Source organism: Exiguobacterium sp. s193 (assembly GCF_018618755.1).
Lineage (GTDB): Bacteria > Bacillota > Bacilli > Exiguobacteriales > Exiguobacteriaceae > Exiguobacterium_A.
Genome location: NZ_JACSMR010000008.1, coordinates 113670 through 135685, shown reverse-complemented (window position 1 = coordinate 135685; position 22016 = coordinate 113670). Strand labels below are relative to the sequence as shown.

Genomic DNA, 22016 nt, shown 5'->3' with positions numbered 1-22016 from the left:
CAAAGATTGCTTCGCCATGCTAAAAACTAACGCGGGATTCAAACGCGTTTATGATACGCGTGATGGCACGACGTGTAGCCGCATCGCATCCGCTTGTCCTTGCTGATCAAAAAATTAAAAATAAAGGGGATTGAACTAATATGAAATACGTACCTTGCGCCGATTCTGCTTTCCGTAAAACTTCATACTCTTGTGCATACGACAAAGATTGCTTCGCCATGCTGAAAACTAACGCGGGATTCAAACGCGTTTATGATACGCGTGATGGCACGACGTGTAGCCGCATCGCATCCGCTTGTCCTTGCTGATTAAAAATTTAATTGAGAAGGTATCTTTTACAGATGCCTTCTTTTTCACTATATGAACTATCAAATTTAAGGAGGAGCTATAAATATGAGTTTAAGTTTTCATTGCAAAAATTTAGAAAAAAATTTCACTTCGGATGGAGTCAAGCATGGTGCATTACTTGATATCAATTTACAGGCCAATGACGGAGAATTTATCTCTATAATTGGTCCTTCTGGTTCTGGGAAATCAACTCTGCTAAGTATACTAGGAACATTAGATACTCCGAGTAGCGGCTCTTTAGTTTTTAAAGATAAACACCTCAAAGATTTAACTGCAAAAGAATTATCAGATTTTAGATTTGAGAACATAGGATTTATTTTTCAGCAATTTCATTTAATACCTACACTTACAACTTTAGAGAATGTAATGTCACCTTTGTTTGGTAGGAAGGTTAGATACGATAAAAAAGAAAGAGCACTTTCACTTATTAATAAAGTCGGTCTAAATGGTAAAGAAAATTCATTACCATCACAATTATCTGGTGGTCAACAACAACGTGTTGCAGTCGCACGAGCTTTAATTCATGAACCCAAATGGTTATTGGCAGACGAACCTACTGGAAATTTGGATACTGAAAACGGAGAAATTATTTTTGATTTACTGTACCAGCTAAATAAAGAAAAAAAGTGTGGTGTCTTATTTGTCACTCACGATCCTCTATTAGCAGATAGAGCTGATAAAAAAATTGAAATGAAGGATGGAAGGATAACATCTGTTCTTTACAAGAACAAGGAGGGAAAATTCCATGCTTAGATTCATATGGAATTCATGGTGGCGCAACAAAGAGCGCTTCATCCTACTCCTCGTCGGCGTCCTGATCGTCAGTACTGGACTGAGTTACTTGATTGGTACGACGCAAGCGAACAATGGGACCGTCGTCGATGAACTTCAAAAGCGCTGGGGATCGTCGTACGATATCATCGTCCGGCCAGAAGGCAGTCGGAGCGTGACGGAAGACTTGAACCTGCTCGAGCCAAACTACATGAGTGGACTCGACGGTGGGATCACCCGTAAGCAATACGAGACGATCAAGCAGATTGCCGATGTCGAAGTCGCAGCCCCCATCGCGATGATTGGCAATTATAATACTTATGCCGAGTCGGAGACGTACGATTTCAAGGATCAAGGCATCTATAAGATTACGATTCAGGACACGCAAGATACCGGTTTAAAGAAAGAAAAGGAGACGACAACTTCTTTTGTCGGTGCAGGCTGGTCTCCTCCAGAGAGTGATGGATTGAACCGTGATATCAGTCCACAAGCATTAGGAGAACATCCGGTCATCGGTTATGGGAGTTCAACGATGCTTGCCGGAATCGATCCGGAAGCAGAAGCCAAGCTTGTCGGACTTGACAAAGCGACTAAGAAAGCCACCCATAGCCGTTATTTCACGAAAGACGATGTCGTAAACGATTATGGAGATGACGTATGGGGTATCCCACTGATTCTGAATAGTCAGGAATATGTCGATGCGACACGGACTCTACGTTACGAGAAAGTCGATCTACCAGTCATTAACGACTCGATGGTCGATACGGTACGAGGCGTCATGAAAAAAGGTGGTGAATCCTATCTCCAGACACTTCCGGTAGATGATTCGAAGGAATATCACGTGTCAACTCAACAAGCTACTAAGCAACTTGTGCAGAATATTTTGCAGGATAAATTTCCCGAGAGACCCCCGGGAAGCTTTGAATGGTTATCTCTAAAGCCATCATCTGTCGAATATCAAACGATTGCTAGTCCTTTTGCGAAACGCTGGCCATTCACTTATCAAGTAACACCTCAAGAGATCTCGAAAAACGTCCTGATCTCAAAACGATCGATGTATCGAAAAGCACGATCCTTTGGCGATACCTCCATCAACATGGATGCCGTTCCCAAGATGCGTGTGAACTTCATCGGTGTCTTCGATCCGAAAAAATTGAACATCTCGAAGGACCCGTTGACGGAACTGCCGATGGAGACCTACTTCCCGGCGAAAGCCCAGTGGGTCATGGATAAGAACGAGAAACCCGTCAATCCGGTTCGCGACGTCAAACCGACGAACGACCCGTATGACTTCTTGACGAAACCACCATCGATGCTGACGACACTTGATGCCGCCTTTAAGTTACGCGGTGACAAAGCCATTTCTGCTATCCGTGTCAACGTCAAAGGTGTCGAGGCAATGAATGCGACGAGTGAGAAGAAGTTGAAAGCTGTCGCTCAAGAGATCGAGGACAAGACCGGTCTGATCACCGATGTCACACTCGGCTCCTCGCCGCAGCTCGCCTTAACCTACTTGCCTGGATTAAAGGGAGAATCGGCACTCGGATGGGTCCAACAACCGTGGATCAAACTCGGTTCATCGATGGCGATCTTCCAAGAAGCGAAGGTCGGCATGAGCGGCATCATCGCGAGTGTCATCGCTGTTGCGCTCGTTTATGTCTTTAGTTCAAATATCATCTTGCTCTATGCCCGCAAGAAAGAATTCGCGATCTTACTGTCGCTCGGTTGGCGTCCGCGTCAGCTCTCAAAATTATTATTCCTTGAAGCGACTCTACTCGGGACACTCGTTGCCTTGATTTCCTGGACGATCCTCGGTTCGTTCTGGCTGACGGCGGATCATCCAATTGCCTTATCACGGATCATCTTAATCGGACTCGCTGGTCTGTTGATTTATTGGGGTGGTACGCTCGTCCCGATGACGCTCATCCGTCGAATTCAACCGTTCGAGAGTATGCGCTCCGGTGAAGTCTCCAAAGGTCGTCGGTTCGTTCGAGCACAAAGTGTCCTTGGAATGAGCATCAATCAACTCGCAACCTACTGGCAACGGACGATCCTTTCGACGATTGCCATCGCCTTGCCGACGAGTTTGTTCATTTTCTTCCTGTTCATCACCTTCCGACTAAAAGGTGTTCTTTATGCGACATGGCTCGGTGAATATGTCGCGCTCGAAGTCGGTACGATGCATTATGTTGCGATGGGCGTCGCTTTACTCATCGCCATCCTCACGACGACCGAGATCATGTGGCAGAACGTCAACGAACGGAAGAGTCAGCTCGCCGTCTTAAAGGCGACTGGATGGCGAAACGGTCAAATCCGGACGCTCGTCTTAAGCGAAGGACTGATGACGGGACTTTTCGCTGGAATCATCGGCTTACTGATCGCCCTTGCGATGATCGGCTTCGTCTACAATCAATTTCCAACAGGCGAACTCGTTTTCTTGAGCATTATGTTGTTGATTCCGATGGTGACGGGTGTTCTTGGCGCTCTCTTGCCCGCTCAACGGGCTGTCCGGATCACACCAAACGCTGCAATCGGGAGTGTCGCAACGAATACAAAAGCGACCGAACGTCAATTCAAAATCGCCCTTGGTTCAATCGGTACGGTATTGGTCGCAGGTGCAGCAAGTTTATTCTTCTTTGCAGCAGAAGAGACGACAACGACGACAGTTCAACCAAAAACTGAACCAACTGTCGTAACGACCGGACAAAAGTTGCAAGATCAACCGAGTGAGCCGGTTCAAAAGAAACAGTCGAAGAAAATAAATAAGGATGCCATCGAAGAATTGATGAATAAAGGTCGTCTTCAAACTTATGCTGGTGATAAAAACTTAATGAAAGAACGTGGGTTTATGGTCAGTTCGGCGAAACGTGTCCAACTCAAGGATCTTCCCAAAAATAAACAAGCCGTATCCGTCAGACTTGAGATGCAAGTAAAGGGTGAAGATTCAGCTGACTCTTATATTGACTATAAACCATCTTCTTTCCCATTAATGGATAGTCAAAAGAAAAGCTACACACCAGAAGAAACGATCAACCTGAACAAAAAAGCCTATTCAGAAAGCTTAGGTTATTACGCTCCTTTACACTCAAAAATCGATGTCATCTATGTCGTACCGAAAACTGAAAATACCTTCGTCATGAACGTAAAAACAGGATTCACTGGTTTTCTCTACACTGTAAAAATCACACTATAAACTTTAGGATAAGAGAGGACCTGTAACCTGATCCTCTCTTATCTTTATAAGGAGTAACATAATGAAACCAATTCAAATTAAAACTCCTAATCAAAACGAAATTGATAACTTGAATCTAATTTTGAATAAATTAAAGACTTCGTTCGCTAACAAAGATCTTAATTTATTCCTTTCTATTCATTCGTTTGATAATCTTTTCTTCAAAACAGAGCAAATTAGATGGTTCGAAGATATTGTAACTGATGAACATACAATCACAAAAACTGAAGTTTCATCGACTAATAAATTGAGAATCGATTTTTTGACTAAAAACTCTTTTGGGGAATGCAGAGAAAATCAAGCCACCTATAAGTTACGGTCAAGTGAGAAGCAAGTTTTGATTTGCAGTTTAGATGTACAGACGATTGCTAGTAGTCATGGTTTTTCAATTTCCTTCTTTCGTTCCATGCACGAGGAAATCACATTAATTGAAAAAATAGTATTTGATATTCTTGAGTTTTTTCACAAGCGTTTAAATAGAAAACTTGTTCCTCAGGGTATACATATCATATTATTCGATACTCCTGTAAACTTAGCTTCTTCAATACCTACCGATCATGCATACGGTTGGTATGAACATCTAGAATCCATAAAAATTCTAATTCCTGAATTTATTGAGGACAAACAGACATACTTAAAAAAAATTCTATCTCACGAATTAACACATCTACTTCTTTCCGAAATTTCAAATGATAATTTAGCCCTGTATTTTCAAGAAGGGTTTGCGCTATTTTTAGAAAACTGGTTTATTCATCAAAATAATAATTCGATTGAGTCTTCATGTTCTCAAAAAAAACAAGTAAACGATTCTTTAGAAATTTTAGAGGAATTTGATTCTCGATTGATGACATTCAGTCTTCTGAACGAGCTGCGTGCAGACCAAGGAGTAGAAATCTATCACCAAGGATATTTATGGACAAATTACTTGATTTCAAAGTATGGACTCAGCCACTTTTTGAAATTCGTAGAGTCCTTATGTATCAACAACTATGTCAATGAACGTAGTCTTAAAAAATTCAAGTCGAACAATAATTTGACTAGCGCTCAAGTCAAGCATCACTTCTCTCAAGTTACATTTCAGGATATCCAAACTTTTTATTCGCTCAATTAAACATTCCATCCTCGTTCTTCATAAAAATCCAAATAAGGGTTCTTATAAAAAGAACAGCGAATATCCAAAATATTAAACCGGAAGTAATCAGTGTAGCCGTACAAAAAATAAATCCTAATAAAATCTGTAAAAATTTCGACTTCGATAATTTTTTCTCACTAATTAAGTCGATACTAATCAATATAAAACAACAGATAAAAATAAGACTAAGTATACGTATGAACATTTCCGGATAGGAAGTCGAATTAGACGAAACTACTACTGTCAATAATATTCCTATTAACACTGTCAGCGAAATACCGTATGGGTGAATTATTTTGAAAGTACTTAAAATAATGGATTCAAACTCAGAAAATAAACTATTATTTACGTGGTTTCCATCTTCTTTTTGATTCAAATATTTCTTTAGTCGAGTTGAAATCACTTTAGAAATATGATTGCCTTTTTCTATTTCCCCAATGTTACTTTCTAAAATGGAGAATGCTTCATTAGCTACTTTTTTATCAAGTACGTTCAATGAATCATATACAGATTTAAAAAATGGTGAATAGTTTCCGTTCAATTGACTTTCTCTATACTCATTCAAAATAGTAGCGCAAGAACGAACCCTATCATCCAATAAACTATCATTTTTTTTCGACGAATCATTTTGTTGCTGCTTTATTTGATTTCCAAGCCAAATAAATAAGAATGAAAAACACAAAAAAAATGCTATAAGGTGCGGATCATTATCGAAGATACTTTTAAAATAATCTATTAGTTCCTTAACGACTAAGTTCATGTATCATTACTCCTTAATATTAACTTTCTGTTCAAATAAAAACGAGGTTATTTAAAAAAGAGACTTAAGTAACCTCGTTTCAGACTGTTGACAAACCCTCATCTCCACTTGGAAATGAGGGTTTGTTTCATGTATGCGTAAAAAATATGACACTCCATTAGGATTCCGCCTGGAATCCCATGACCAATTGGCCAATTTTTTGAGGTCCAGGGCAGCAAAAGTGAGCATGGCCTGCATCGTCACTTTTTTTAACCCGCGGTAACGAGTCCAACGCATGCCATGCTTTTCTTTCGCGTCCGCAAAGACACGTTGGATTGTCTCTTTTCGTCGGGCATACAGCTGCCTATTAATTGGTGTGTGCGAAGGCGCTCGCCTTCGTCGATTGCATCTTGCCAGACAAGCCGATGAATCACTTTCTGCATCGCCTGACTTTTCGTACACCGTTCTAGAAATGAACAAGTTTCACAGATTTTTGGATCTGATACGTACTCCATTCTTCCTTCCCATGTAGTTGTTCGATAGACAAGCGGCTGATCATTTTCACAGAGATAGCAGTCGTAATACTCATCATAATAGAAGGCATTCGTTTTGAACATACCCTTCACCCCTTTGAGGCGGGTGTAGGGGAAGACTGGCAAAATACGCTGTCTGAGAAGTAAATGTGCGATGGGGGCGGTTTTACAGGCAGAGTCTGCGACGACTGCAAACGGGACGGTAAAACGGTGGATGATGAGTTCGAGCAAGGGCTTTAAAATGATACTATCGTGAATATTACCTGGTGTCACAATTGTCCCGAGGACAAAACCATTCCGATCACATGCTGTATGAAAGGAATAGACGAATTGCTTTTCACGCTCCCCCTTCACGTAATATCCTGACTCAGGATCCGTGGTACTCTCCTTCGTCAAACGTTGATCATTCTCGTCCTTCTTCTTGGGGGTAAAACGCTTTTTTCCGTGCGCCTCACAATCATCATTGATTTCTTGTTCCAGTTCATCTTGATAAAAACGTGCTGCACGACGAACATGTTTCTTTTTATATTTCCGCTTATTCGCATTTGCTTTGACGTGTGTCGAATCGATAAACAGGACCACTGGGTCCACGAATCCAGCATCGACGCCTTGGGTCAGAATTTTGTAGAAGATATCTTCAAAAATCGTCGTGTCTTAGAAGCGTCGGACATAGTTTTTTCCGAAGGTTGAAAAATGAGGAACCTTTTCATCCAATCCAAGTCTTAGAAACCAACGATAGGCGACGTTCGTTTCGATTTCTTAGATCGTCTTCCGTATAGAAGAAATGCCGAATAAATATTGAAGGAGGTCCATCTTGATTAAGAGAACAGAATCCACGCTAGGTCTTCCGTTATTTTCACAGTACAACTTTTCAACCAATGGATAGATGAATCGAAAGTCCATCACCTTATCGACCTTGCGGACCAAGTGGTCCGCAGGAACCAATTGTTCGAGTGTGACCGTGATGTTTTCAGAACGATGGTGTTGATTTCGTTTTCCCATCATGAGAAACCCTCCTTCGTGGTATATTTCTTTTATTTTATAATATGAAAAAAAGCTAAAAAAGCCTCGATTTCCGATCTAATCGCTTCCTAGTGGAAAGCAAACAGGAGCGAACCTGCAGCGGCGCGATGTTTGCCACAGGAAGACGATTAGGAAGGAAAGAGAGAGCAAAAAAAAATGGGGAATCACACTCAAGTGACCTTCCATCTAGTTTGTCTACACGCTGAAGTACTGTTCAATTTCCTGTGAACATTTTTTAAATTTTCACACGACAGTTTGTCAAATTAAGTGCAACACTTCTTCCGTGAAGACCTCGTATGCAGTTTTCCAGTTGAGACATTTTCGTGGTCTCCCATTAATCCAGGCGAGTGCTTGAGCGATTTCAGAACGACTGACCTTGCCGAAATCTGTCCCCTTCGGGAAAAATTCACGGAGAAGACCATTGGCATTCTCGTTACTCCCACGATGCCAAGAAGAATACGGACCCGCAAAATAGATCTGTAAGCCTACCGTGTCACGAATTCGTTCATGACAGCTAAACTCTTTTTCGCGATCTGTCGTCGCAGTTTGGAACGTCCCCAACGGGAAGGAAAGATGTAATGCTTGAATCGCAGACTCCATCGATTGAGCGGACCGATTTTCCATAGGTACAGCGAGATAAAAACGACTCTTTCGCTCGATGAACGTTGCGACACAGGCTTTGGACGTCCCTATACCCGATACAACAGTATCAAGCTCCCAATGTCCAAACGTTTGACGCCCTTTGACGTCGGACGGACGTTTACTGATTGGCAGTCCGACGTTGAAGCGTCGGCGCGTCTCACGTGGTTTCTAACGCTTTCCCTTTTACCGAAGGAGTCTAGAATGGGCCTCGACGAGGCCCATATAAATCCAACGATAAATTGTCTTGAAGGAGAGTCCTTCTTCTTGGAATAATCGCCCGGCAATTTGTTCATGGGACCACGTCTCCCGTAACTTTTCGAGGATGCAGACTCCTTTTTCGACCGTAAACTTCGTACATGCACCGCACTTCTTTTTTCGCTCCGCATAACGATGGTTAGCATGAGAAGAGTCGTAGTGAAGATTTCGTTTCAATTCTAGTGAAATCGTAGAAGGTTGACGCAAGGTTGACGCCTCAGGCGTCCCGCAATCTTTCGGACAGAGAAACCTAGCTCGAGATACGTCTCTATTTTGACTCTTTCTGATATGGTGAGATGAACATAGCTCATAACGAATCCTCCGTTGAATTTTGTGTGGTAACTCTATTCTACACGAGGCCGTTATAGTTTTTTTTGTGTTTTCAGCTAGGTGTTGCACTTAATATTACAATTCGTCTTTTAAAAAAGAGCGAATGTCGCCTTGATCCTTATTCAAACTTAATCTAAGTACCATTTCCAACGAACCCAAACAATATCAGATTCTTCCAAACACATATGATTAGCAAATTGTTCTTTAACCATGAATAAAAAGTTGCAATCATTTTCAAGATTTCCTACCATACATCCAGTCACAAACTGGTGACAGTTATCATCTAAAAGGTTATATTGTCTTCTCTGAGATAAATTTTTAATAGCTTCTTCCGCTACATCTGGATCTCCTATTGGTAACATCGCATGCTTAATCACTGGAATAAAGATATCTTTATCCGTACTAAACAAATTACCAGTAAACTCTTTTAAACTAACTTTCTTTACATGCCCTCTACCATCCAGTTCAATAACGCTTCCATTGCCTATGTAAACACCCGAATGTTCTGCGGTGCCTAATTGACAATAGATAACAGCTCCGATGGCAGGTTCTTGCATAAAGTTATAAGATTTATTTAAAATTGATGAGTGTCTATGAATCGAAGTTTTTTCTAGTCCCCACAACATTGGGGCAACTATATTTTGTAATGTCTTCCGGTTAGACGGAGTAATTTTAATTTTGTTCAGAAGTCTATTCCTCATCCTTACTCTCCTTAATTTTCACATTTCATGTATTTTATTTTCTGAAAAAGAGGAACTTTTACGAATCTAATCAATCACTTTGACTTAAGGCTAGCAGAGCGAGCATTATTCCTTCTCATTCTGAACTAGCAGATAAAAAGAACAAGTTCATGCCGTATTACACTTTACTTAGTTTTTTACAACACTGTTTGATTCTGGATTCATCAACGTATAAAATGAGAAAGTTCGGTTATTAGTTATTTAATTTTAAGTTTGTATAAATACTATACAACCAAAAAAAGGAATATACCTTTTTCATAAATTCTTCTCTCTTCTAATGAGAATTTATCTTCAGGTTTCTCATTGGGACATGTCCTTGATTTATCATTCATGAAGACAAGTACTTGAGTACAATTGCATCTTTACTTTATATTAAGTATCGGTCGAAAATGAAGTAGTACGAATTGAGTTGATTCAAACAAGCATAAACGTTATCTAAATTAACAAAGGAATTAATCAAGCATTCAAACGGTTTTTCAACGCGTCCTTCAGAAAATGACTATAATTCGAGGGAATAATGTCCCTTCTCCCTACTCATTTGTTCAAAATCTTCTCAACGTCTAACTATAATCAATGTACTCCCCCGAATTCATAGAATGCAGGCGTCTTGTTCATGTCAGGATTTAGTCTCAGCATTTCAATCAATGAAGGTATTAGTTCTTTTGTGGTTTGATAATCCACCCACCTTACATCAGTGACTTCTTGATCAGGGTCCATGATATCGATTCTTCCACCGATGATCTGAACGAAGAAGGTAATGATTAATGCATAATGTCCCTTCTCCGAGAAGAAGACTTCTCTAACAGAATGCATGCCGGTGACCTTACCTTCAAACCCAGTCTCTTCTCTTACTTCACGACCGCCTGTTCTAGTGTCTCGTCTTTTTCCGCAGCCCCACCTGGCGGACTCCAGTAAAAAAAGTCACCTTTGACGTTCTTCACCAATAATATGTTCCCATTCTCATCATGGATCAGGGCTGAAGCTACATCTATACGTTTCAAAGTGTTTCTCGTTTGGTTATTATGGCTTGTAGAAATAATCATCTTACTACTCCTAATCTAATATAAAGTATAAAAAAGTAGATTAGATATAAACTAGAAATGAATCGTGTATCTATTATTCTTCACTTCGCATCGACTAAAACACGATGTCAAAACGGGATTCTTTCTTCTTTACTTCATTCCTTGTTTATCAAAACCTTATTTTTTGTCCTTCTTACGCTCCGTGCCCTGTGTCGCAAAGAACAGGAACATAGAGATGCCTCCAGTGATTGGCAGCTCTCGTTATCGGTCCGGCAGGAGGGTAGCAGTGCGATAAGGATGTTGCTGCGATGCAGCGTACAGCCTCACGCATGAGCCCGAAAGCTCTTCAATCGTTTCTGCTAACACAAAGAAAGAAGACGAAGACGTACAGGTGATGGACCAACCCAAGACACCAAAGATATGTAGGTACATACATAGCAATTCCACCACTTCTTCTCAAACCACTTTCTCAATGATCAGCATCTCTCACGAACCGATATGAGACGCTCTGGCCCGCAGTGGGTTCGCCCACTGCGGGCTTATTTTTTCACTTGGATTTGGTACAAATCCATTCCATAATTTCTTGTGCTTCACAGAGAGAAAAACGAATCCGTTTTTCGTCCATCACGCAAACAACGAATATGAATCGATCAGTTGAATCAAAAATGACGACTGCCAAGAATTTTTTTCACAGGATATGGAGAAGACTTACGTATGAGTATGTATGAGTCTTCTTTTTGTATTTTAGACAACCATTGTTGGTCACTTATTTATAGATTCTATTTTAAGTATTTCTTAAATACTCTTACTAGTTTTCTTATTCATTTTAAGTCAATCAATTCGTCCTTTTATCAATGTATAATGATATTTTTAAAAATATGCAAAAACATAAAAAGAAACAGATTGTCTTCTTCCACATACCGGACACGTCGTATCTCGTAGACCGGATCGATTTTCTCAATGATCAGGTGGCGGGCGACTTCCGGGAAGAGGACCTCAATCTGTAAGACTTCCCTCTTCACCGCCAGTTCCCCAAGCAGCTTCGTTCACCCCTGCGTTTCTTTGTTCAATACATTGATCCGTACCTATGAAAAATTCGATGGCAAGATGAACGTTCATTTCCCTCGTTATCGGTAGATGATGCCTTCAGGTACTAAAATATCTAATACATGCTTAATGATCATTCGGCTGACTTCAAATTCCTGCACACTAGTCGAATCTTAAATACCGCTTTTATTAAGATAATTTATCGCAAGAGATACATAGAATTGAATGACTCAGTCAAAAATGAATTGAGAAACAGAAAAGATTTGAATTTAACACGTACAAATGTATCAAAAAACATAAATTTAAAATAAGGATTTAATTTACTTAAAAACCTAAGTAATACCATATATAAGTATTTTTTGATGTGAGATGGTTAAGAATTCTAAAAATGAAGGAGGCGACATCGTGTTTACAATTGATTTTAAACATACTAAAAAATATTTAGTATTGTTATCTGCTGGAATTATCATTTCGTGTACTGGAGCTTCATATTCATCCAACCATGTTCAAGCCAAAGAAAAATCATCATTCATGACAACCAGTTCAAAAGCGGCAACATCAGGACAAAAAAAGTATAGAGCATATGACAAAGTATCATTATTCTCAAATTCCTCTAAAAAAAGCAAGGTGCTAGCAACAATCCCTAGAAAGACAGTCATTACACCAATCAATAAAATCAATGGATGGTTCAAAATAAAGAATAACAATAAGACAGGATGGGTGTCAGAGGAGTACTTCCTTGAATACTTCGAACTAAAGAAATACCAAACTACGGAAGCTGTGGAACTTCGTAGCGATCCTTCCTCTAGCAGTAAAAAAATAATGACCATACCTAAGTCAAAAATAATCATGTCAGCCATAGAAGACAATGGTTGGTATCAAGTAATGTACAATGGCAAAAAAAGAGGTTGGATATCCGGGAAGCATCTAAGATTCCGTGAAGAGATGAAATACTTTGAAACGACCAAAGCTTTGAACTTGTTCAGTACGCGCTCAACTAAAAGCAAAAAGTTAGACACTCTACCAAAATCAGTGGTCGTTTCTTCTGACCAAAAACATGACGGATGGTATAAGATAAATTATGATAAAAAAACAGGCTGGATTTTAGCAAAAAATACAAAGCCGCATACTTTCTCTAAACCAGACGCGATGGATTATGGTCCACTCGTCAAGGATATTTATGCCAAGGCGAAGCCTGATCTTTTTGTCATCAAAGAATCCGGTTCGTTCTATGTATCAAGAAAAGGCTTGGCTCATGTATACAGTAAAGAAGACAATAGATTTCTTATAATGGGAAGTAGTTTAGAGTCATTTACATTAGCTGCTCAAGCCTTATCAAAAATGACAGGCAATCCAGATGTCAATGGGCTTCGACTTGCTTTGATGAGTTGTCGCATGATTGAAACAGTTTCTTACAAAGAACTAGATTTTGCTTCTGATGGAAATTCGATTGCTGTATACTTTTAATATCTCTTCATTTTTTGTAATAAGTTCGCATAATTGAATGTTGCTCAATCAATGACTTGACTAAAACGAATAAAAATTGCTGAACTGTACGCTCAATTATTAAAGTTATTTAATAGAAACAGGTGTTAAAAATGAATCTATCAGAACTATTTAAAACATGGATAAATCATCCGAAAGAAACACATGGACGAAACAATTTAGAACGCACAGACGAATGTTGGAAAAAGGTGTTACGAGATATTCGTAAGTGGGAAATTAGCGAAGATAAAGAATTGAATGAGTATGCAGAACGTTTATTATATATAGGAGAAGTAAAAAGAGTCCATTTGAATCTTGATGAAGTGAATTACAATAATCATTACGTGTCTTGGACATCGTCAGAAAATTTAAACGATTTATATTGGTTCGATTCATCATACAACAATTACACAATAATTACAGCAAAAGCGACGAGAGACAACCCTGGAATCAGTGTAATAGGTTATATAGAGCTCATGAAGAAATTTGAAGATGAAAACTTTGAATTAAACTCTCCAGCTATAAGAAAAGAACAGGAAGTAATTTTCCCGTTAAACAAGCAATCAAAATTAAGTATCGAAAGAGTAAATATACAATTATTATTATAAATCCTTACGATATGACCTTAAAAAAAGTTAGACGATGAATGATTCGTCAGGCGACCTTGAGAACCTGGATCCGGTATTCCACCGGGCTCAGGTTTTTTAGTCGTCTCTTGATGTGACGATAGCCGCATCGCCCCTCGTGTTCATGGAAGAGAGTATGCGGGACCGCCCATTGGTCGCCATGTCGTTTAGTTTAAATGCTGGCGAGTGGGTTAGATAGGAAGGATTGAAGATTGTCTCGGGCCGTCAGATAACGCTCAGCGACCTGGACCTTAAACGTCTTCGTATATTTGACCATAAAAACACCCCATAAAGGCTGGATTTTAATGTCCAACTTTTATGGGGCAGTTCACTTTATTGCTCTCCTTATATACTCTTACTTCTTTTTTTAGTACCCCCATTATCGTATAGCATTTTTATTTTTCTCCTTTAAATCACTGGTTTAATTTGACCGATAACTGATTCAATTCCTTGATGTTCCGAGAAATCGCTTGATGGAACTCTGAAGACATGTCATATCTCGCTGCAGCTTCCTCGCGTTGAGTGACGATGTTCTTAAGTATGGCTCCGTAAGCCTCCTCTTCGTAGTCTTTGAACTGCTTTTGGAACGCTTGCTCGATTTCTTGAGATAAGGAGACCAGGGAACTATAACATTCATTCTTGGCGTCCAGAACTCTCTTCAGGTCCACCTCGTCTTTCACGTGTCCGACCACCTCGAAGACCACTCCTGCAGCGGCCATAATCGGACCAGCGACTTTTGCGATGTTCGTCAAATTCTTAGCGGCGTTGACCGCACCCCATGGTTTGAACTTTACCCCAAAAAACTTCCCTACTGAATATAAACCTTTGTGCAGATCGCTTCCGCTAGCGGCAGTAGCCTTGACGAATCCACCCACGCCCGTGTTGGAAAACTTCAATATTCCTTCGGAGGTGCGCCCGACAATCATATTTATCGCGTTCATGTTTTTTTGTATATTGTCCATCTTTATGATTTTCACCTGCTCGCCATTGAGACTGGACGATGCCTCTTCTACGGATCCGAAATATGCCTCAGCGAGCGGGCTATTCAAGACATCCTTGATTTCGTCGGTCAAAGCACTTCTTTCAGCACTTAGGATTTTTTCGATTTCTACATTCTTGTTCTCGACGAACTCTTTGATTTGAGCTTCGACCTTCTTGCTCTCAAGCTCGAGATCGGCGTCCTCTTCCCCAATCTTGTTCGAAAGGAGTCGTCCGTGGGAGATGGTTTCGCCACGGATGTCGTTTTTGATTTTGTCCACTTCGTTTTGAGCCTTGAGCGCGCTTCGCTTGACGCGATTCTCGATCCGTTCGAGAATCGCATAGAACATTTCAGAGTCATGATCCTGGTTCTTGGTCATCGCTATGCTGAGCTCAGAGATGACGTTCCGTAAAGGACGGTCGATTTTACCGAGTAATTGTTTGTTTTTGATGAATTGGTTCAAGCTATCGATGAACTCCCCGAAATGGCTCTCTTCGATGAGTTCTGCGTCGTCATCCTCGGTACCCTCGATATAGTCCGCGGCATCGATGAAACAGATTGGGAATTCACTCAGATCGAAAGGAGACAGCGCTTCTCGCAAGCTCTGTCCATAGTTCTTTCTCAAACTATCGTAGTCTCCCGATTCCATGGACATCTTATTGACGACAAGCATCATCTTATGTCGATAAGCCTCCTCGTAGGCGAGATGCTTGAAGTTATTCAGTATGACGTCATCAAACAAATCGCTCGTCAGGACATAGATGAGTAGGTCGGATGATTTGATTGCATCCTTGGTCCGATCGTCATGTTCCGGTCTGTCCGTGTATAATCCTGGTGTGTCCATGATTGTGACACCATTCCAGGCATACTCACTCACATCGTCGGTGGCGATGTCGGCATCAATCAGGATGTCTTGATTCCCCGTCAATGCCGAGATGATGGTGGATTTTCCGGCACTATACTGGCCGACCAGGGAGATTTTGAGGATGTCTCCCTCGAAAAAATCATTGATGATGTTCTTGATGTTGTCTGCGTTTGGTATCGTGTCTTCTTTTTCATTTAGTAGTTCGACGGAATCGTCAGCGATTTCTTTCAGGCTAGCTAAAATTTCTTTTACTTCGATATCAGTACTCATCAATAAAACCTCCTCTTATTTAAACGGTTTGAATCTTGACGTCCTCTTGAATCACGTTGCTGATGTGTTCCAACTGCGAATCGTCCATCCTGTTTCGCGTATGGATCGTGATGCTCTTACCAAAGTCGCGTTCTACCTGGTCGACCAGTACATCCATCTTGGATTGATTGAGTGTGTACTCCACCTGCTCGTCAGGTACATATGCCGTCATCAATCTATAGGCGTAAGCTTTGTTAAGTTGGTCTTGTTGTATCTTCATAGAGTCCAGGGAACCTGATAGAATCTTGATGTTATCGTGCAGCGTGGACATCATCCCACGTTGGAAGGCGAATGTCTCTTTTGATATCTTATCGTGGCCCTCGAGGAAAGCTGCCTCGACATGACCTTTGGTGTCCTGGTTGTGTTTAGCCGTCACCTTCTTCAACTCAGTGCTAAGAGATGTGATGGCATCCTGGATTTTTCGTTTTTTGGACTTGAATAGGAGCTTGATTCCACCTACGACGAGGGATGCGGCCGTCAATCCCCATCCGAGCGGACCGGAGAAGAACAAGGCGATGGCCGCAGCCACACCAAGTCCGGCTGATACGTATCCGAACATCCGACGGAAATCGAACATCGCGGAGGAATCATACGAGAATTTCTGTTGGAGGAGAAGGTTCGCGAACTTCATGTTCTCCATCATCTCAGAGAGATAGTCCTGTACCTCGTCGGTGTATTCTAGTTGTATCTTTTCTAGACTGATGCCTAGCCCGCGTTCGAATCCTATCTCCTCTAACAAGCTTCCCCACCTGCTTTCGATGAGACTTTTACTCACGTCATAGTTCGAATGTGAGAAATGAGAGATTTGTTCCTCGACCTTCAAGAACTCTTCGTCGACCGCTTGCCTGATACGTCTGATGTACTTCTTTTTCATCGCATTGAACTTTTTAACGCTATCGAGATGGAACCTGTTGAAGTCTGCATTGATTGTCTCGAAGACGCCTAGATGATGGCTCAACGATTGTTCCGTATCGAGAATAGGATTCAGACATCCGTTCAGGATGGTTTGCGATTTGCGGATGTGGCCTTGCGAGACGATGGACTCCTTGATTGCATTCTCGAAGTGTGCCAAACGACTTCCATTGAACAGGGCGAGACGATCCGATTCGGAGAATGCCTTATCTTGAGAGAGTAATGATGCATAGAGATGGACCGGAATGATTTCGAAGATATCGTTCGAATAATGCTTTCTCGCGTATTCTCTTATTCGGTTAAGATGGCCCTTGATGGACTTCTCGTCCTCGCGCTCATAGATATCATCAGGATCGCGCAGGAATCTTCTCAATCTCGCCGGGGTACTCAAGTTCGTCTTGACGTTCAGAAGGATCAGTATCGGTTTATTCCGCTTTTTGATTAGGGAGAGGAACTCGAACTCCTTCTCTTGGATGGAATCGTTTTTCAACACGTAACAGATCAGATCACTCTCGTCCAGGACGCTCTTCGCGATTTCCTCATCACTCTCTCCATGTGGTGCCCCGATGCCAGGAGTGTCGATGATTCTGAGGCCCTCCCATGTGTAGACACGGTTGTTTCGCGTGGTCCTTTGTCTCCCAACGCCGATGGCCTGCTTCCCTTTCCCGGAGAGTACGGCATGAAGCGTACTCTTCCCTGCCTTCGTCTTCCCTAGGAAGGAGATGGTGAAATAGTCGGCGGCGTTCTCGATTTTATCCAGGAACGACCCCGTGTCCCGTTCTCTCTTCTGGACGATGCCATGGACCTGAGACTGGAGGTTCTTCGACGCATCGATCAACGACCGTGTCGTCTCCGAGTCTCGGTTCCTGACCTTCTTCAGGTTTGAGGTGAGCTGATTGACGGCAGTCCGTAGTTTGTGTAGCTCCTCGATGTGCTCATGGAGAATGGGGCGAGCGAAATCCATGTCACCCTTCCCGATTTCCTTGCTGTGAGAGATGGCCGAAGCGTACTCCTCGTTCTTCATCATCGCGTCGGATCGCTCCGTCAATCGTTCGTCTGAATCATACTTATCTATCAGGCTCTTCAGCGGGAGGACATATCCTTGCTGTATCAATTCATGCTGTTTTCGCTCCAAAACCAGACTTGCAATCGCAGTCTCATCGAACCCTCGATTGACCTCAGATTTAAGTTGATTGAATTTCCGCTCCGTGATGCCGAAAGCTTTTCGAGAGGACTTGAAAAAGTTGACTTCAGTCACGGACAAAAAACCCTTATGCAGACATAGCGCCAGCCCAATCGACATAGCGATTTCCTTATCGTCCGTACTACTTTTCTCGTTCAATCGTCTCAGTACATGTTCCAACGGTTGTGCATCATCATTATTTTCGATCACATCATTGATTTGTTGAAGTTCTTCAGGACGGATATCACCCTCATCCTTCAGGTAGTCCATCAAGATTTGGTTCGTCTTGATATCAATCTTGTTATCAGTGACGATTAAATGTGCTAAAAATAATCCGACATCTATATTAATCAATCGTGATCCTCCTCAATTTTAGTGAGCCTTCCAGCCTAAGAAATCGTTCTCCCGATTCACTTCTCATAGTTGTCAGGACGGCGGCATGAACCGGTGAGCAATAGGACGATGCCATGATTCTCTATTCTATTTCCGTAGCATCCATCCCCCCCACTTACTACCCTTTATTATACAGTTTATATAAGGATAATAATGAATTTTTTACCTATATTAATATGTTTTGCAACCTACTTCTTCCTACAAAGTCTGTTCGATGGAAGAAAGGCGCATGGAAGGATGAATTAGAAGCGGGTCATGTATCCATTTCGATATCGAAATGGATACATGACCCGCTCGTTATTTCATATCTAAAATTTTTGAAGGAAGCAGCAATCTAGAGAAGTACAGCGTACGACTTATCCAATCCACCTTCCACCGAGATGGAAGAAACGTACACACCATCGCTGATTTTCCTTATGAACGCGACAAAACGCTGTATGACTTCTAAAGACCACTAGACTTCGTTCAGGTCAATCGACATCTTAAATTCAGGAGATTAATATGGATGATTTTCTTAACAGATTCTAGTTTAATGAATCTTCTTACCGTGAGAGGTGTCATGACTCAAATATGCTATCAAGGAACATTTCTTTATTTCTATAGAGCATCTCCGTATCGGTGGAGAAGTATCCACCTCTTCCTCGAATGTTGGTGATGAGGGCAGTCCGATCAAAGTTCAGTCGGAACGTTTTGGAGATTTTCTCACGCATCATGTCGATATCGATTCCGCCCCTCTCTGGTAGTAGGTCAAGAAGGAATCTCCCTATCGTTCGCTTGTCACGGCCGATATAGAAGATATCCCCTCGCACCGTCCGGATGGAACCGACTCGCGCCTGCGTATGGAGTAGTCCCTCGAAAAAGAGGTCCTCCATCCCGAGTTCGACGATTGGGGAGTCGAGATTATTCTGAATCGTTGTGAAGGTGAAGTAGTCCTCTCCTGATTTTTTGACGGCCTCGAGCATCTCTCTGATGAGTGCTTTGATCATCCCCTTGTTCACCCCGGCCTTCCTTAATCGTGCAATCGACATATAGGTACCTACGTCAAACCGAAAAAGATCGTGCGCCTCCTCCATTCGCTTTACGACACGTCGGAATGGCGCTGAGCTGAAGACGGGAGAGTCCGGAACCACGAAGAGTTCGTCCCTCGCCAGAACGGACTGGAAGTATGTCTCCGCATTAGCATGTATCGCCCGTAGGACGAGCCCTCCACGATTGACGAAACCGACCTTTTCTAGGGCACCACCGTTCAGATACCGAGAGCTGAATTCTTCGACGTGAGCGAACTTTTCTTCTAACTCCTCGTAGGTATAAATCTCTTCGGTGAGACGTTTCGAGAACCATGTCGCCTCTCTCTTCGTGAGTAGAGACATGCTCTTCCCTAGCGTCCCGTCAGGAGATAGATAGTCTGAAAGTTCCTGACGAATCACCTTCTTCACCGTCGCAGGTGGAAGACCGAATCGTTCCTTGATGATTGCCTGGAAGTCGCCCAAACTTATCGGTGCATGCTGTCGTATCATCTTCTTCAACCATTCGCCCTTCCCGAGCGTACCGATTGCGACCTCAGAATTCCCTACGACCGATATGCTCGTCGTCTCGACATACCGTCGGACGATATATTGCAACTCATCCGGGTCCCTACAATCCAGTTCTTCCATCAAAGCAGGAGAGAGTTCGAAGAGATTCTGTATCCCGTAGAATCCGGGCTCGAGCCTTAACAGGCCCCGTAATCGCTGTAACCTTCTCTGCGTCAATCTCGACCGGTCATAGAACCGGTGCCGTTTACCAGCGGACTGGATGATACACTCCGAACGGAAAGCGATGGAGGAGAGTTTCTTGGAATCAGATTCGAATTTCTTCGCTAATACCGCCTTGTACTCTTCTTCGATGTACTCGTCATAAAGCCGCTTCCATTCCTCCATCAGTCTCGCTCCCTGATCAGAATAGAACCAGAGGACATGCTCGAGCAGGTTCTCTCTCGTCACTCGCACGACGTCACCTTCATGCGTGACGATGAGTGAGAGGGACCTCTTGAACCGCCACCGCTGTCGTTCGCTCAATTTGACGTACAAACCTCTGACATCATCCGTGCCCGCCACTACTTTCTCGGAAAGAAAGCGATGAACCATGGCGGGTTCTTCGAACACTTCCACGAATACACGCTCAGCGATATCGAAACGTTCGAATCGCTGGAGATATCGCCTCGCCTCCTTTACGTGTGTGAGCGGAATCAGATTCAGGGCCTGTCTCAAGCGTCTCTGGACCTCCTTGGCATCCAGCCCGTATCTTATCGCGATTTCTTGCATGGTGAGTCCTTCATCTAGTCTGGCCTGGAGAATGTCATGGGTTTGAATCTCTGACGAGAGTATGGAGCTTAGCGACCGTACTCTCTTCTTGTACCGGCCGTCACTCGTAAGGGTAAGAAGGTCGACCCGAATCATCCCCTCGAGGAGGTTCGACGTCTCGAATGATTCGCTACCAGTCTCTCTCATCACGTCCTCGAGCGAGAACGTATCTTCAAGAAGGTCATAAATCATCTCGCGGAAGGCCAGTTCACTCTCTTTTGTCACGATTTTCTGCATTGCCTCGGTATCGCCGAGTAGTTCTTCCCGATTCGGTTCTGGTTCTATGTTCGTAGTTGCTAACACAGTAGACGCAGCTGAATCGTCCTTACTTTCAAATTTACGATAGGCAGTCATGATTCGCTGATAAGTAGCAGGCCTCCTGCTTCCGAGGAGCGCATTCTGGAACTTCTCGAGGCTCATACCCTCGAGGTCCTCATATGTAAGATTGGCATCTCTCATGAGTCTGATATCGGAAATCAATAATCCGGTGTCAGTGAGTAGCAGGTGATGCAGCGTCTTCGTCCTGCACATGGTCAGGATTTTCTCATCATTCATTACTGACTGAAGGATCACCAACGCCCGTCGAACAGATGAAGGAACGCCCGGCAACTCCTTTCCTTGTTTTGTGAGCAGCTCCTCTACGAATATCCTGTTCTTTAACAGTGAGATGGCATTGGAGGGCTCTACCCCGATATCATACTCCTCCAAAACGTCGAGGACCCCTAGTATGCTTTTTCTGAAATCCATCTCCTTCGTTATAATCATTTTTTCATCTTCGCTCATGAGCCAATCTCCTTCAACCATTCTATGTGAGAGTCGTAGAACAGAAACATTGTAAATTCCTAATATAGACCCTAATGTGGACATGTTTTATTATCTTTCTATATTTTACTATTATTTCCACATGTTTTATAGTGCTTATGCAACTCCATTTTGAAATGCATAAAGTCTTCTTTGAAGATTACACTAATCATCAGTAAGCATTCGACCATGACGAATTCAGTGATACGATGGCTACAGTCCAGATTTGAATAGTACTACTTAAGCATCTTATGATGAAATGAGTCGAAATGATGTTGGTTTTTATGAAGGTCTTACTAACTGCGAT

Annotated in this window: 12 protein-coding genes and 2 pseudogenes; 6 read left to right on the top strand and 8 right to left on the bottom strand. The window is 42.3% G+C overall.

The window, feature by feature from the left end:
• Positions 1–393 precede the first annotated feature (393 nt).
• The 3 genes from KNQ04_RS11025 (at position 394) to KNQ04_RS11015 (ending at position 5462) form a co-directional block, all read left to right on the top strand.
• Positions 394–1101: an ABC transporter ATP-binding protein gene (locus KNQ04_RS11025; RefSeq protein WP_214850726.1), complete on the top strand. Its 708-nt coding sequence runs from the start codon at positions 394–396 to the stop codon at positions 1099–1101.
• Positions 1094–4312: an ABC transporter permease gene (locus tag KNQ04_RS11020; RefSeq protein ID WP_214850724.1), complete on the top strand. Its 3219-nt coding sequence runs from the start codon at positions 1094–1096 to the stop codon at positions 4310–4312. Before KNQ04_RS11025 ends, KNQ04_RS11020 begins: the two co-directional genes overlap by 8 nt.
• A gap of 61 nt (positions 4313–4373) precedes the next feature.
• Positions 4374–5462 (top strand): hypothetical protein, encoded by a 1089-nt coding sequence (locus KNQ04_RS11015; RefSeq protein WP_214850722.1) that lies wholly within the window; start codon positions 4374–4376, stop codon positions 5460–5462.
• Here the strand turns inward: KNQ04_RS11015 and KNQ04_RS11010 are convergent.
• The 5 genes and pseudogenes from KNQ04_RS11010 to KNQ04_RS15845 form a co-directional block, all read right to left on the bottom strand.
• Entirely contained in the window at positions 5455–6243 is a 789-nt protein-coding gene (locus tag KNQ04_RS11010; protein WP_214850720.1) for a hypothetical protein, read from the bottom strand. The two genes, KNQ04_RS11015 and KNQ04_RS11010, sit on opposite strands and share 8 nt — an antisense overlap.
• 51 nt (positions 6244–6294) lie before the next feature.
• Positions 6295–7760: pseudogene (locus tag KNQ04_RS11005) on the bottom strand (IS1182 family transposase).
• A 276-nt stretch (positions 7761–8036) separates the two neighbouring features.
• A pseudogene (locus tag KNQ04_RS11000) lies at positions 8037–8986 on the bottom strand (IS30 family transposase).
• 147 nt (positions 8987–9133) lie between these two features.
• Positions 9134–9706, bottom strand: a complete 573-nt coding sequence (locus tag KNQ04_RS10995; protein ID WP_214850718.1) for a lecithin retinol acyltransferase family protein — start codon at positions 9704–9706, stop codon at positions 9134–9136.
• An 887-nt stretch (positions 9707–10593) separates the two neighbouring features.
• Positions 10594–10788, bottom strand: a complete 195-nt coding sequence (locus tag KNQ04_RS15845) for an NUDIX hydrolase (RefSeq protein WP_353049722.1) — start codon at positions 10786–10788, stop codon at positions 10594–10596.
• Between the two features lie 857 nt (positions 10789–11645).
• Between KNQ04_RS15845 and KNQ04_RS15765 the strand changes: the two genes are divergently transcribed.
• The 3 genes from KNQ04_RS15765 to KNQ04_RS10980 all read left to right on the top strand — a co-directional run bounded on the left by KNQ04_RS15765 (position 11646) and on the right by KNQ04_RS10980 (position 13907).
• Positions 11646–11774 (top strand): hypothetical protein, encoded by a 129-nt coding sequence (locus KNQ04_RS15765; RefSeq protein ID WP_285801189.1) that lies wholly within the window; start codon positions 11646–11648, stop codon positions 11772–11774.
• Positions 11775–12219: 445 nt separating this feature from the next.
• Positions 12220–13281 carry an SH3 domain-containing protein gene (locus KNQ04_RS10985; RefSeq protein ID WP_214850717.1) on the top strand — a complete coding sequence of 354 codons (1062 nt, stop codon included), beginning with the start codon at positions 12220–12222 and terminating at the stop codon, positions 13279–13281.
• 131 nt (positions 13282–13412) lie between these two features.
• Positions 13413–13907 carry a hypothetical protein gene (locus tag KNQ04_RS10980; protein ID WP_214850716.1) on the top strand — a complete coding sequence of 165 codons (495 nt, stop codon included), beginning with the start codon at positions 13413–13415 and terminating at the stop codon, positions 13905–13907.
• Positions 13908–14338: 431 nt separating this feature from the next.
• On the opposite strand, the gene KNQ04_RS10975 is transcribed toward KNQ04_RS10980, so the two are convergent.
• The 3 genes from KNQ04_RS10975 to KNQ04_RS10965 all read right to left on the bottom strand — a co-directional run bounded on the left by KNQ04_RS10975 (position 14339) and on the right by KNQ04_RS10965 (position 21691).
• On the bottom strand, positions 14339–16039 hold the full coding sequence (locus KNQ04_RS10975) for a GTPase (protein WP_214850714.1): 1701 nt from the start codon (positions 16037–16039) through the stop codon (positions 14339–14341).
• A 19-nt stretch (positions 16040–16058) separates the two neighbouring features.
• Positions 16059–18527, bottom strand: coding sequence for a GTPase (locus KNQ04_RS10970; protein ID WP_214850713.1), 2469 nt, complete (start codon positions 18525–18527; stop codon positions 16059–16061).
• Between the two features lie 596 nt (positions 18528–19123).
• A complete protein-coding gene (locus KNQ04_RS10965; protein ID WP_214850712.1) occupies positions 19124–21691 on the bottom strand; it encodes a hypothetical protein in 2568 nt (855 codons plus the stop codon).
• Between the last annotated feature and the right edge of the window lie 325 nt (positions 21692–22016).